This is a genomic window from Zunongwangia sp. HGR-M22, from assembly GCF_027594425.1.
Classification (GTDB): Bacteria; Bacteroidota; Bacteroidia; order Flavobacteriales; family Flavobacteriaceae; genus Zunongwangia.
Map to the genome: position 1 here is coordinate 2,832,036 of NZ_CP115159.1, position 15,081 is coordinate 2,847,116.

At 35.9% G+C, this 15,081-nt stretch carries 7 protein-coding genes; all 7 read right to left on the reverse strand.

Going from position 1 to position 15,081, the window contains the following annotated elements; all coding sequences use genetic code 11:
- Positions 1-70: 70 nt before the first annotated feature.
- The 7 genes from PBT91_RS12315 to PBT91_RS12345 all read right to left on the reverse strand — a co-directional run bounded on the left by PBT91_RS12315 (position 71) and on the right by PBT91_RS12345 (position 14,996).
- Positions 71-2,794: an alpha-d-galacturonidase gene (locus PBT91_RS12315; RefSeq protein ID WP_270058766.1), complete on the reverse strand. Its 2,724-nt coding sequence runs from the start codon at positions 2,792-2,794 to the stop codon at positions 71-73.
- Between the two features lie 9 nt (positions 2,795-2,803).
- Positions 2,804-4,387: a sodium:solute symporter gene (locus tag PBT91_RS12320; protein WP_270058767.1), complete on the reverse strand. Its 1,584-nt coding sequence runs from the start codon at positions 4,385-4,387 to the stop codon at positions 2,804-2,806.
- Between the two features lie 15 nt (positions 4,388-4,402).
- A complete protein-coding gene (locus tag PBT91_RS12325; RefSeq protein WP_270058768.1) occupies positions 4,403-5,497 on the reverse strand; it encodes a Gfo/Idh/MocA family protein in 1,095 nt (364 codons plus the stop codon).
- On the reverse strand, positions 5,490-7,373 hold the full coding sequence (locus PBT91_RS12330; RefSeq protein WP_270058769.1) for a right-handed parallel beta-helix repeat-containing protein: 1,884 nt from the start codon (positions 7,371-7,373) through the stop codon (positions 5,490-5,492). Before PBT91_RS12330 ends, PBT91_RS12325 begins: the two co-directional genes overlap by 8 nt.
- Before the next feature lie 108 nt (positions 7,374-7,481).
- Positions 7,482-10,298, reverse strand: coding sequence for a glycoside hydrolase family 2 protein (locus PBT91_RS12335; protein ID WP_270058770.1), 2,817 nt, complete (start codon positions 10,296-10,298; stop codon positions 7,482-7,484).
- A gap of 52 nt (positions 10,299-10,350) precedes the next feature.
- The gene (locus PBT91_RS12340) at positions 10,351-11,982 is read right to left on the reverse strand and encodes a RagB/SusD family nutrient uptake outer membrane protein (protein WP_270058771.1); all 1,632 of its coding nucleotides are present in this window, start codon (positions 11,980-11,982) and stop codon (positions 10,351-10,353) included.
- Between the two features lie 14 nt (positions 11,983-11,996).
- Entirely contained in the window at positions 11,997-14,996 is a 3,000-nt protein-coding gene (locus PBT91_RS12345; RefSeq protein ID WP_270058772.1) for a SusC/RagA family TonB-linked outer membrane protein, read from the reverse strand.
- Between the last annotated feature and the right edge of the window lie 85 nt (positions 14,997-15,081).

Here is a 15,081-nt window from a genome sequence, read left to right on the forward strand (position 1 = left end):
GGCCTAAGTTATTGTTGAAATATCCCTAAAATTTATTATGAATTTATCCTGTACCTCCCTGTTATTCCTTTTAATTAGAATCCTGAAATAGCCAGTCTACCGATTTTTCACCTACAAGACCCGCATCCCTGCTATTTATTTTTTGCACTGCCGGGATAAATCCAAGTATTAACACTCTTCCTTTTTCCAATTGAAGTTCATTTTTACCGGTCTCGAAGTGATAGGTATGTATATTTATTTTGGGATAACCATCCAATTTCAAAGCATTAGCAATTGCAATATCAGCCTGTCCCATAATATTACCCGCTGCATTATTTTCTAAGGTAGGAGCTATTAGATTTTCTGTATCCTCGGCATCTTCAAAAAATCCTACCACCACTTTCACAGGTTTTGAGTTTTCAAACTTGAGAATTGTTCCATTTGCTATCTGATTCTTCTCCTTAAATTTTACGCCGGTTAGTTTTGAAATTTCAGGAGCAGCTTTAATAATTTGCGCACTCATTTTATCATATACAAGACTTCCCACTGCAACCGAATAAGTTTCCTGCCCCGAGAGAATTTTAACTTCAGCAGGTGTCCATGCTTTAACTTTTTTGTCCTGTGAATCAGATTTTACTGAAGAGTCAATATTATTTAAATTTTTTCTAAAATTTTCTAATTCCTGTTCGTAAAGCGGTAACATTTCAGACCACAGCTTATATTTTCCATCATCTCCACCAGTAGGAATCCGCCTCATGGATGTTTGCATACTATTAGCATAAAAATAATTTCCGTCGGTCAATTCAACCAGTTTACGATAGTGTTTCAAACTGTTTTCTAGATGAGGGATTGCTTTTAAAAGAGCATTTTTCTCTCCCGAATGATCATATCTTAATACAAGCATGGCCGCTTTTACTTTTTCAGAAAAGAAATATGCAAATGCTTTATACGCACGAATATCATTTTGAAGTCGAATGAATTCATCTTTATTTTTACTTACATTCGGTTCTGTCTTATCTATTGCCTCAACAGCTTTTTTACCATGGTCCTCAATTTCCTGAATAATTTGTAGGGGTGTTTCTCCGATATGTGGTTCATTATTAAATTCTTTTTCGGCGTATTCAATCAAAATTTCTCCTTCTGGCCCGGTGGATTCATAAAATCCCGGATAAACGCGCCACTTATATGGATTAACCAACTGACTCATAAACATACCTAGTAATAAGGTTTGCCTGTTCCCTTCAGTTATTCCAAATCTTCGTAATGTTTTAGGAGCAATTTCTCCGGTCTCCTCATAAGCCGTTAGAATTTGTTCAGAGGCAGCCCGATCAGTGCCATACTTTTTAGAAAATTCGTCGCTCCAGAATTCAATTTCTTCATTTCTTTCTCTTTCTTTTTGCCAGGCATATCTTCCCCAGGCGCTATACCAGATCCAATCTCGATCCATTTCCAGTAAACGGGGTGCCGTATTATCTGCGGTATATGGCCAGTCCCAATAAGAAGTTTGAGGATACAGATGCAAGGCATTTGCTCCGTGAACTTCATGCATAGCTTTAACTGTCTTTTCAATAAAATTAGGAGAACCAAAACGAAATGGCTCCAGGTTTGCAAGGATATGAACGTTTGAAATATGTACCGAAGCCAGATTACTTAAATCCTGATGGATTTTTGTCCAAGGACCTCGTGGTTCATAAGTCGTTAAAGACTCACCAGTATACTTATGTGTGGTATAGAGATTTTTATACATGGGAAACGCAGCCTGCACAACCTTTGGAGCATCAGTATCGTGCGCTCTCAAAATGATTGGTGGTTCATCTTCTCTTCCCAGTCGTTGCATGCCATCCTTCACGCCGGGAATAATGGTATTCGTAAACCAGCTTATATCATTTTCAATGCCGCTCATAGCTTCTCCCAGTGCGACCAGAAGCCCAACATTAGGATATTTCTCTATAAAAGCGGCTATTGATTTTCGAGTATAATCTTCCAGTAACGGAGTAATTTCACGTCCTCTATCCTGAGTAGGGATATTATGATGTTCTGCAAAAGGTTTGGAAACGATAATATTATAAAACATTTGAATTACCCAAATTCCGCGTTTATCAGCTTCTGTTGTTAGAAATTCAAATATTTCTTCGTTTTTTCTGAAAGTTTCTTCATCTACTTCAAGTGCATAGGGATAATCTTCTAATTTCACTAAAGACGCAAATGGATGCCCGTTCCATAAATACAAGGAATTATATCGATTTTCAACCAACATATCCAAATATTTTATCCATAGTTCCTTATCATAAAACCAGGGAAAGTTTTTTGGAGTATATGGATATTCATAAACATGCCTATCGGGAAGAATATTCATTTTTTGCATTCCTATAGCAGTTCCACGCAAAACCATCTCCGGCTGATCACCAAAATCGAGATTTTTCGGTAATTTTTCTTCAGATTTAATTCTATCGGCAAGCTCCAATGCTCCATAAAGTGCACCGGACTCGTCATTCCCTATGACATATATTTTATTTCCTTCCGAAGAAATTCTGAAAGCTTCCTTTGAATTGGTAATTTTGGGCAGATCACTTTTAAAAATATGTGTTCTAAACCAATCAGAATCTTTTTCAGCTACAATGATTAGTCTTGATTCTGAAAAACCGTTTGGCACGTCTTCAAGGAATCGAATATCTTCTCCAATACGATCCAGTTCCAGCATCAACCGTTCTGAACCAAAATTTATTCTTGGTGATTCTTTATCAAATGAAATTGCAATCTGAGCATTCAGTTGCATTGAAAAAATGATGAAGAATGTACTTAAAATGGTTTTCATTAACGCTTTTTAATTTCCGTTGAAGAATATATAAAGACCTATCATTACGATAAATAAGGCGGCCCACATCACTTTAGCTGAAGGTTTCAATTTTGATAATTCTCCATAGTCCAGCGTACTTACATATTGGTTTTTCGATTTATCGTTAAGCGAAAGAATCACAATTAGTACAGAAAGAAACACGAAAATGTAAAAAGAAAGCAATAGAAAATGTGGCCAAAAATTATAATTGGCTGCTGGGAAAACCCATAAATAGAAGACGCCTATGCCCATGCTAAGAATGGTTCCTAAAATAAGAATGATATTTACGGCACGGGTGGTGGTTTTCTTCCAAAGTACACCAAACAAGAAAACTACCGACATTGGTGGTGCAATGAATCCTAGAATTGATTGAAAAACGTCAAAAAGATTTAATCCTTTGATACTATTTATCGCAAGCGTGATAAAAATGGCTAATACCGCTCCTATTACAGTTACTATTCGCCCAATCTTAACCACTTGTCTTTGGGTTGCTTCAGGTTTAAATTTCTTCACATAAATATCCATTGTAAAAACAGTACTTAAAGCATTTAAAGCCGAATCTATAGTACTTACCAAGGCTGCGATTAAAACTGCCATCACGAGACCTGTCATACCAACAGGAAACATTTTGGTCACCATGGTCATGTAAGCCTCATCTGGATTTTGTAATTCGGGATAAAGAATAAAGCAAATTACTCCTGGAAGAATAAATAAAGGCACATCCAGTATTTTAAGCCAACCGGTAAAATTGGCGCCAAGCTGCCCCTGTTTAATATTTTGCGCTCCCAGGACCGATTGTACCATTGATTGATCTGTACACCAAAACCAAACTCCCATTACCGGATATCCTAAGACAATAGCAAGCCATGGATAGTTAGCATCATCGGCTGGAAGAAAAAGATTCCAATACTCTGAAGGAGTTTCTGAAATTAGCCTTTCTGCACCCCCAATTTTGTAAATCCCGGTTATTGTTAATGCTAATGAAACCACAATCAATAAAACCATCTGAAATACATTGGTAGCAGCGATAGCTTTGAGGCCACCAGCGATAGTAAAAAAAGAAGCTATGATGATTAAAACGATAATGGATAGCCACATGGGAATTCCTAAAATCTGCTGAATAAGAATACCTCCTGCAAAAAGTGTAAGAGATAGCCAGCTAATTAATACCGTTACTATCGTATACCAGGCCAAAATATTTTGCGTAGAATTACCAAAACGTTTCCCCATAAATTCGGGTAAAGTTTGTGTTTTTGCACCTAGATAACGCGGAGCAAATACTACGGCCAGTAAAAAAATAAAAATAAAAGCATACCAGGCAAAATTTCCCGCTACAATACCTGTGGTATAGCCAATACTAGCGGAGGCTATCAACATTGAAGGCCCAACGTTTGTTCCCCACATGGTAAAACCAATACTAGTCCAGTTAAGGGAATTACCTGCTAAAAATAGATTCTCGTCTACATCTTTTTTATCTCTAAAGCTGGCCCAGTAGCCTATCCCTACAAGAATTAAAATATATACACCCACAACGATAAAATCAGTTATGGTCAATAACTCATGAATTTCCATAAATAATCTTAAAATTTAGGATAGTAGTTTCTGCAGATTGAATTCCTCAATAATTGTTGAAATTTTTTCCGGTTTACCAGAATCAAGAGATCTCTCCATAGCCTTTAATAGAACAATTGTACCTATTCCTTCTATTAAATCGGGGTATGCGGTAAAATCCTGATGAATACTATCGGCAAAATAATTTAAATAGTTCTCGTATTCTCCGGCATGATGACTTTTCCCTTCAAACCTGAAAAAATGCTTTAACTTATGTTCCCACGTTATTATACGTTCTTCACCATCTTTATCTGTTATAGCGTATCGTAAATCCATATAATCTCCTTGGCTACAACCTAAATTTCCGCGAAGAATACAGCTCATTTCACTGTCTCTCTGTACTGGTTGTACTGGTCCTGAATAGGCACCTCCAACCCTGGCAATTCTACCATCTTTGGATTTATATATAAACTGCATGGTGTCGTAATTTTTAAGACCACCGTTTTTACCATTTTTGCTAAGCATGCCATACCCCATTACTTCTTCAATTTCTGGCAAATACCATCTAATGAAGTCTACCGGATGGCTTAAGCCTCCATATAGCCATTTAAAAGAATTTTCCAGGGCCCAGGGTTTTTCCAGAAACCATCGATGATCTGCATTATAATAGGCTTCCACAGTAACTAAATCTCCAATTAAACCATTCTCAAAATCCTGTCGTTGTCGTTTCATCGGTTGAAAAAACCTACTGCTCTGGCCTACAAATAACTTTTTTCCAGTTTTTACCTGAAGCTCAACTAATTCAGAAGCTTCTTTAAGATCATCAATCAAGGGTTTCGTACAAACTACGTGTTTATCATGTTCCAGCGCCAGTTTAATATGAGCAGCATGCAAATGATCTGGGGTGTAGATTGCTATAGCCTCTACGGTAGGATCATTAAGCAAATCTTCAAATTTTGTAGTATATTCATAAAAATCAAATTCCTTTGCTCTTTTCTTACAAACTTCGAGATTGAGATCACACATCTTCACCAATTCAATCTTAGGACTGGAAAGTGCTGCAGAAATAGTACTTCTACCTTCTCCCAAACCTAAAATCCCTAATCGTAACTTTTTGTTTTCTTTACTCATTTTTTATTTGTTGAAACTCAGGTTGTAGACCTGCATTATCCTTAATTTCTTTTGCTACTCCAGGACCATTGTTTTCCCATAAATTACCCGGTCCCGGACTGTTCTCAAAAAATTTATCCTTTTCGGTCCAGTTATTTATAGATCTTATGTAGGAAGAGCCCTCATCGTAATAAATATATTGATGATGATGTGGCATGTGCGCATAAGGTGCCTCGTTTAGATCATATATTGCATTTTCACTAATCTCTGTATTTGGCTGGGCAGAAAGGGTATAAATACCGCCTACATCATACATTTGCTTAGCGAAATTGTGAATCCTATTAGCGTGAATCCTATTATTCTTAGCGATCGAAATCGTTTTAGTCCAGCTCCAACCCAAACAAATCCCACTATAATTGATATCTGAAACTTCATTATGACTAATATCAATATCGTGAGCGACACCAATACTAATGCCTACACATCCCCAATCTTCGTTAGTAACATTAGTTATGTAATTATTATGAATATTTAGGTGGTGTACTATTTCCCGTTCATCTTTTGGTTGATATGGCAAGTGAGCCTCAAATTCAGCCCCTCCAAAAAAAGCCGCCTGAATAGCGGTTCCTCCTACATCCTCAAAAACATTACCCGCAATTTCACTTTCAGCCACACCACTAATAAGATCTAATCCAGTAGCAGCTAAATGACTGAATTTGCATCCAATAATTTTAATATTATTGGCATTGGATACTTCAAATGCAGCTGGCTGTCTTTCTATCCATGCTTGATTTTCCAATGCGGCTTTGTCTGGTGTTCCTGGTTCTTCTAATTTATAGGCATCGATTATAGACCAACCGGCCTGAAGCGGTACATGACCTTTTTGTGATGGGCGCATCCATGTAGAATGCTGAAAACTTATATTTTCAAATTGAATATTAGAAACTGTTTTATCCAAAGTTCCCTTAATCTCTACAAGACTTTCTAAAGCAGGAACAATAATTTCAGAATTATTAGGGTCCTTTCCGTTTTTCGGGTAATAGTAAACTTTAAGGTTTCTTTTGTCGAGGTACCATTCTCCAGGTTCGCTCAACAATTCGGCGGCTCCAGTAAAATAAAATGCCGAATTTCCGTTATACTCCTTTTTAGAATCTATAAACGGTGCCGGCCACGGATGTTCAAATTCAATTTTACTCTCAGGTTGATGAAATTTCACTGCTGTGCTATCCCCATGCCTTTCCAGTGATTTAACACGAAGATTGGCGATAGCCCACCACTGGTGAATTACAAATTCAAGATCTTCCGGATTTTTAAAATCCAAATTAGGAGTCGGGATCCACATAATCTCATTTTCAGAATCTACAGAAAGAATTCTATTTAGCTTCTGCTCCCCAAGATTTGTCGCACGCCTTGCTTTTTGACCATCTACCCAGATTTGTCTAAACTGAATCGAATTTCCCCCGAACAGCGGCAAATCTGCAACCCAAAGATTATTATTAATTGCTGAATCAATATTTAAGTTAGTGGTATTCGCTTTTTTCCAGTTTTGAATTTCTATGCCTCCTGAAAAAACAGGCTTCGATTTATCGGCTGATTTTATGACTGTAGGGGAATCTAATGTTCCAGAATCTTCCGGACGTAATAGAATTGGCTCATAAAGTCGGTAAATACCATCCTCTATAATTATTTGAATACCTTCATTTTCATCCAGTTTATTTAATCTTCTTAATTCCCTGGCTTTTCGAAGCGCAGCTGAAACTGTTGCCAATGGATTTAAACTATCTCCTGTATTACTATCTTTACCATTTGGGGAAACATAAATCTCTGCGGCATGAGAAAATGATCCAAACAGAAGAAGCAATATTGATAGAAGTCTTAAGTAAATTTTAGATAACATAGTTGAGCATGTTGTTTAATTACATCAATGATAATTATTCAACACATTAAACCTATCCTGTACTTACTTGAAGAAAAACAAAAAATCAACTTTAAAGCTGAAAAACAACTATTGACCTGCTGAAAAATCAAAAAATAATGTCATCTTTTTGCTTCTTATCCGCCAATCATCAAATGTGCCGTAATCGAAGAAAATATTTTTTTGCCCATCTGGCCCAAGCCGTTCTGGCTGATTTGTTTTACTTCCAATAGCAGGAATTGCCTGCATAAAAGAAATATCCTGTTCTGGAAAAGGAGGTGACGTTCGAGCTTCGAACTCCTTTTGAGGATATTCAGGAGTATATAATCTCAAAAATACATCATCGGTAGCCGTTGCTACCAAAAACGACTGTTGTTTTGATTCAATTTTTGTCCAGTACAAATTCGAATGATATCCTTTAAATTCAGGATAAACTATCGGTGAAACACCAGTTACAGTATTGTTATAATCTTTTCGATGAATTCCATATTCTACGCCCTGCATTCTGTTTTTCCAAACTCGATAAGGACCATCTCCAAGCCATGTAACGGCTTCGACTAAATTTTCGGGATATGAAAAATCTACACCCATATAATCGAAATCTACATCGTATTCTTCTGGTTTGTAATAAATTTCCAGTTTTACCCAGCCCGAAGGATAAAATGTCCAGGTAAATTCTTTCATCCTCGATTCCTCTTCAAATGATGAAATTACCGATAAGGTATCACCAGATTTTTGAGTTTTAAGAGATTTAAATTCAACTTTTCCTGCACTAAGATGAGGGCCATTATTAAAAGGAATGATGCCATTTTGATTAGCAACTTTTTTTAATAATCCGTCATTTTTACCAATTTCAAATTCAATCCCACCTGCCTTTACCGTAATTTGAGTATCATTTTCAGTCATTTGGACTGAACCTTCAGATTTCTTTGAGAGCAGCTTATCGATAACTTCTTTTGGAAATTGTAAAGGCCAGCTCCAGCTATAAATTTCTCTGCCAAAATTATCTGTGGCGGTCATATACATCACATCGTAATTTTGCCAGTTTCCAGGAAGTGAAAGGTTTAGATATCCACTGGCCCCGGGCGCAATGTCTGGTGAGTTGGCTTTATCTGTAAACGGCTTCGTTTTTAAGTCTTGATTGGATCCAGACAAACTTTCCAATTTCCAGCTAAAATTAATTTCTTTTAAATTGGTGTAGAAATATCGATTTTCAATTTTCAATTTGCCCTTGAAATATTCCGTAATATTTATATTCTGAAAATGAATCGGAGACCAGATTTCTTTGATTGCATAGTAACTTGCTTCTTTTTCGTGAAACGGACCCAAAATACCATCAGCTGCAGCACCATTATAGGTATCGATTTCACCGGTGTCTGTTCGCTTCACTCCTTCATCAGCAAAAACCCAAATAAATCCTCCTGCAGCAAGTGGATTGTCCCATATCATTTTATTCCAAAAATCATTCAAACCAGCACCAGCTCCACCATCATACATTCCGTGTAAAAATTCAGTTGGAAAAACAACATTCCGGCCATTCCAGTAAGTACCTACTCCATAATTATAAGGTCGATAATGCTCATTAGACAAACCATTAAAGGTTTGCCAAGGATGAATGGTTCTTCGATTTTGAATATCATATTTCTGAAAAAGTGAGTCTAGATCTGTATTATGACCTCCTTCGTTACCATTATCCCAAAATACAATAGAAGGATGATTAACATCTCGAATAACCATTTCCTTTACTAACTTGCTACCTACTTCAGTATCATATGATGCATGCCATCCGGCAAGTTCATCAAGTACAAAGAGTCCCAAGGAATCAGCAACATCCAGAAAATGTTGATCGGGTGGATAATGTGACATACGCACCGCATTCATATTCATGCTTTTAATCAACTCAACATCTTCAATACTTCTGGTTTTACTTGAAGCACGACCAGTAGTAGGCCAAAATGTATGTCTGTTTACACCTTTAAACTTTATTTTTGTTCCGTTTACATATATTCCATCTCGCTCTCGCAATTGGATTGTTCTAAAACCGAAGTTTTGTGTGAGTTTATGAATAGTTTTACTATTATTTTTCAATCTGAACTCTACCTTGTATAAATTTGGATCTTCAGGATTCCAAGTTTGGATATTTTCAAAATTTGATTGAACTATTACGGAATTTGAGCCCCTATTAAGGTCAATGGTAAAAGTCTCCCCAACCGGATCTCCATTTAAACTAAAGATTTGAGCATCCAGACTCCCATTTCTATGAATATTATTACAAAAAATTTCTGCTTCAAACTGACCATCGGCCTGCGCATTAATAGCTACTCTTTCTATATTTTGAATAGGTTTTGCCTGTAAGTATACCGGACGAAAAATCCCGCCAAAAATCCAGTAATCGGCATGTCTTTCGGCCTGATTCACGGATTCATTTGTGGAATGTTTTTTGACGCTCACTTCCAGTAAATTATGTTCAGAACCAAAATTCAGTAAATCTGAAATATTGTATTTGAAACGATAAAAAGCTCCTTGATGTACCGGGCCTGCCAGTTTTCCATTGATTTTTACCTCGGTATCCGTCATTGAACCTTCAAAAACGATTTCTATTTGTTTATTTTTCCACTCTGATGGAATATTAAATTCGTACTTATAATGACCTGTTTCCTTCCCTCTTTCATCGTCTTCTGCATGTCCGTAATTATAAGTTCCAAAACCGAATTGCTCCCAATTAGAAGGTACAGGAATTGTGGTCCATTCGTTTGCTTTTCTCCCATCATCAACCATAAATTTCCAGTCTACAGTCTGGTCACTACCGGTACCAGATAAATATTGAATTTCTGTTTGCTGGGCAAAGGCTTCTGAAAGAAAAAATACGTAAGTAAAAAATATAACTAGTTTAAAAAATGATCTCATTTAATTTCCGAGTTAGAGTTGGAAAGCTTAGATTTTTTATACAAAAAATAAATTAGTAACCAGGATTTTGGCGGAGTTCTGAATCAATATTAGCGTCTATAGCAGATTGAGGAATAGGAAAAAGATTGTGATAATCCTGTACACTTGAACTACTTTCCGGATTATATTTTCTTACCCGTTCGTACAACAAACCCAATCGATTTAAAGTTAAACGCCTTGGTTCTTCAATAATTAGTTCTCTGGCACGTTCATCCAATATATAATCTATGTTTATATCTGATGCTGTTATCAATTCTGCCTTGACTCGCTTTTTAAGCGTATTTATATCGTTTGCAGCTTCTTCAAGATTACCATTACGAAAATATGCCTCCGCTCTCAATAAGTATGTTTCTGCAAGTCGCATAACGTAAGTATCCTTAAAGGCTCTACCATAAGTTGGACCTTCAGGAAATAACTGTGGTTCTATTTTCATAATCATCGGATAATACTGAACTAATGTATCAAGATTCGTAATTGAGGGATTTACTTTCTCTCCAAAATAAGGAGAATCAGGATTATTATAATAATATTCTCTTTTAATATTGTATTTCGAATTTCTCATATCCATCGGATCTTCATTCCATATCTTATCATAGTAATATGCTGAAGGTCGAACCCAGGCGACTCCTCTCCCTAAACTATCTGTTGTAAGCTGCATTCCAGAATTACCCTGCGGATCTTTTATATCCCACCATTTAGGTCCCCACGCCCTTAACCATCCATTAGAATACCATTTGGCGCCCCCGGCTGTTCCTCCTGGAGTTTGAAATTCGAATTGCAAAGCCCATATTGTTTCTGTATTGGTAGTACTAGAACGATTTTGATTTTCATCCTTAAATAAATCTGCGAAAACATCTCCCGGCTTGTCAAGATAATTCCCAAATCTTTCAGTCATCAATTCATATCTTGGAGATTCTATAACTTTAGAAGCACTTGCCACTGCAGCATCAAAATCACCTAGACTTATATATATTTCAGACAATAGATGGTCTGCAGCGCCCTTCTCAATTCGTCCATCAAAAGGTGCCTCTACTGGTAGCCACTGGCTTGCAAATTCAAGATCCTCTTTGGCAAAATCGTAAACATCTATTCTAGGACTTCTCACAAAATCAGTCTTTGGATTATTATAAATCTGATTAACTAGAGGAACATCTCCATAAAGTTTTGCTAAAATATTATATGCATAACCTCTAAAAAACCGGGCTTCAGCTGTAACGGTATTTTTTTGTTCTTCACTCTCCCAAACCGCATCTGGACCATTCGCAAATTCTATGATAGTATTTGCTCTTGGAATAACATCCAAATATGCCCAATCCCAATAGAATTCCACAGAAAATTGAGTTGGTGTTAACCAAGTTTGGTAATTCTCAAAATCGGCAAGTGATCTGTCCCCCGTATATGCCACATCGGTTCCAAGCCATAAAGAGTTCATTCTCGAACCATCAGGATAAAAATACATTTCTCTAGCCGCAACATGTAATGCTACAATTGCACTTTCAAAACCGCCTATATCTTTTAAGATGTTATTAGAATTTGGAAAGCCCAATGGTTCTTCTTCCAAAAATTCTTTATTACATGAACTAAGAAACATTAGAAAACTTGCTCCAAATAATATATATTTCAGTAGATTTTTATGTAATTTCATATCAAGAATTTTTATTAAAAACTTAAATCAAGCCCGCCTACTATGGTCCTAGCTGAAGGATATAAATTATTTATATTGTTATATCCACTTTCGGGATCAGGCCCCATCCAATCTGTAAAAATCAGTAAATTTCTTCCGCTTAAATAAATTTTCAAATTTTTCATATTTAAAGAGTTTACAAAATCAGAATCAAATTTATAAGCTAGTGTAGCATCCTGAAGCCATATAAAATCTTTGCTTTGATAAAAAGACATTCCTAATGGATTAGTCCAGTTAAGGGATGGTCTTGTGTTGGATTGATTCTCAGGGGTCCAATAACCCGCATTAACCATATTTACAGATCTTCCTGGAAAACTATTTCCTGAATAACCGCTTGGATCCAGAATATTTAAAGGTGCTTCCCAACCCTGTGCACTATTTACAAAAAACGAAAAGGAGAAATTTTTGTATTCAAAATTATTTCCTAATCCGAGTCTATATTTTGGTTGCCCCTGACTAATAATTGTTCGATCTTCAGGTGTAATGCTTCCATCATTATTTATGTCTTTTACTTTTACCCATCCTGGCATATAACCCTCTGGAATATCATCTCCTTCCTGATAAATACCGTCAAATACGTAATCGAAATTTGAATTAATAGGTTGACCTATAAACCAACGGTTACTAACATCATCATCTTCAATACCATCTCTATTATTATCATTCCCATATAGACGAACAATTTTGTTTTTATTAGTTGAAAAAATAATTGATGAGCTCCATCGAAATTGTGAATTAGGATAATCTATATTAATCGTAGAAAGGCTTACTTCTAAACCTTTATTATTTAATTCACCGATATTTGTGAGCACACTAGAAAATCCATTTATCACAGGAATGCTTCTTGCCGTTAATAAATCTATTGTCTTAGTATCATAATATTCAACTGTACCATCTATTCTTCTGTCTAAAATTGTAAAATCTACTGCGGCGTTGAAAGATGTAGATGTTTCCCATTTTAAATTTGGATTAGGCATATTTCCAGAGAGTGGAAAAGAGCCCGTATAGGTCTGACTGCCGTCGCCAAAAACATATTGATCGAAAGCAGAACGATCTAAAGAAGAATAAGGATCTATGGATTGATTACCTACTTGTCCAAAAGACAACCTAAATTTTAATAAATCAATTTCATTAACATGGTTTAAAAAATTTTCTTCAGATGCTATCCATCCTAATGCCATTGAAGGAAAAATTCCGTATTTATTATTTGTACCGAAAACTGATGAACCATCACGCCTGATTGTTAAGGTAACAAGATACCTGTCTAAATATTGATAATTTAATCTTCCCATTTCAGAAGTTCCAGTTCTGTCTTCAGCATATGAATATGAGTTCTGAACTTCTCCTATATTAAGATTATTCCAACCATTTACATCCGTAAAAAAATTACTTGATTCAGCAGTCGTAGTTTCGTAAAAACTACTATTATTACCATAAAGCAAAGTGAGATCTAAAGCATGTTCGCCCCAATTTTTAGCATATTTTAAAATATGCTCTATTTGCCAGTTGAATTCATTTTCATTTGTCTTACCTGCCGCTCCTGTATTATTTATCCCATTTTTTATATAAATAGGAATAAATGTATAATCTCTATCCCATTGAATATTTGGATTATAATTAAAAGAATAAGACAGACCATCCAAAAATGGAAAGTTTATTTCTGCGAAAATATTTGCAAAAAGATTATTTGAAACTTCTTCATTCTTTCTTTGTGAAGCATCAAATAAAGGATTTGTAACTAATTGATCATTTGTTGGGTAAGGTAGTAAATCTCCATTATCATCGTAAACTTTAGCATAAGGACTTAGCCAATATGTTGAAGATAGTGAGGCTGGAATGCCAGACAAATCTCTTTGTGTGTAAGAGCTATTCAGGCCTATCTTCAACCAATCTGTAATATTGTTTTCCAAGTTCATACGTATAGAAATTCTTTCTGATTGGTCTCCATAGATCAAACCTTCTTCTTTCACTAAATTACCGGATAAATAATAACTAGTATTATCCATTCTTCCGGAGATACTTAAGTTATAAGATTGCTGTATTGCATCTTGCGCAATAAATTCCCAGGGATCTATTGTTTTTCCGGCATTATATTGCTCTAATTCAGTTTCAGTATCTAAAATTCGTTCTACATCGGTAATAGGTGTTTCTCCTTCATTTGCATTTTGAATATTAAAATCGCGTCTACGTTGAAGGTAAGCTTCTGGACCATATAGAGGCACCTTATCATAATAATCTGATATCCCAGAATATACATTTAATCTAATCGTTGGTTTACCCTGCACCCCAGTTTTTGTAGATATAAGTATAACACCATTAGATGCTCTCGAGCCATAAATTGCGGTTGCACTAGCATCTTTAAGTACCTGCATGGATTCAATGTCGTTAGGATTAATATCTGCTAATTCTCCGTAAAAAAAAGCTCCATCCACAATAATTAAGGGATCGTTTCCAGCAGTCAAGGATGCTTGCCCCCTTATGAGAATGCTGCCTCCTTGTCCAGGTCTTCCATTATCATTGAACTGCACACCTGCAACCCTACCACGAAGTGCCTGAGCCACATTTGTATTAGGTTGCGATTCAATTTGCTCAGTTTCCACTGAACTTACCGAACCGGTTATATTTCTTTTATTTTTTTTACCATAACCAACAATTACAACTTCCTCCAGACTTGCCTGATCTGATGCCATAACAACATCATAGTTTTGATTTTCTTCCACTAACTTCTCAATCGTTTTCGTTCCAACAAAACTAAATATCAAAATTTGTCCATCGTTGGCTTCAATACTAAAGTTACCATCAAAATCAGACTGAGTTCCTGCATTGGTCCCTTTTATTCGAATGTTAACTCCGGGTAGCGGTATATTATTTTCATCTTTAACTGTCCCTTCAACTTGTTTAGACTGAGCATGAACAAACAGATTAATAAAAAAAAAGCTTATCCCTAAAATAGCCTTTACTATCGTTTTTTTCATAATATTTTACTGTTTGATGATTTCAAAAACTAATGGATGATATTAAACGAATAATACCTGGATAAACGCCAAATTCAGCCTTGAG

Excerpts from the sequence above, each read along its gene's own strand:
- PBT91_RS12330 (WP_270058769.1), bottom strand. The coding sequence starts at position 7,373 with ATGTTATCTAAAATTTACTTAAGACTTCTATCAATATTGCTTCTTCTG.
- PBT91_RS12315 (WP_270058766.1), bottom strand. The coding sequence starts at position 2,794 with ATGAAAACCATTTTAAGTACATTCTTCATCATTTTTTCAATGCAACTG.
- PBT91_RS12320 (WP_270058767.1), bottom strand. The coding sequence starts at position 4,387 with ATGGAAATTCATGAGTTATTGACCATAACTGATTTTATCGTTGTGGGT.
- PBT91_RS12340 (WP_270058771.1), bottom strand. The coding sequence starts at position 11,982 with ATGAAATTACATAAAAATCTACTGAAATATATATTATTTGGAGCAAGT.
- PBT91_RS12345 (WP_270058772.1), bottom strand. The coding sequence starts at position 14,996 with ATGAAAAAAACGATAGTAAAGGCTATTTTAGGGATAAGCTTTTTTTTT.
- PBT91_RS12335 (WP_270058770.1), bottom strand. The coding sequence starts at position 10,298 with ATGAGATCATTTTTTAAACTAGTTATATTTTTTACTTACGTATTTTTT.
- PBT91_RS12325 (WP_270058768.1), bottom strand. The coding sequence starts at position 5,497 with ATGAGTAAAGAAAACAAAAAGTTACGATTAGGGATTTTAGGTTTGGGA.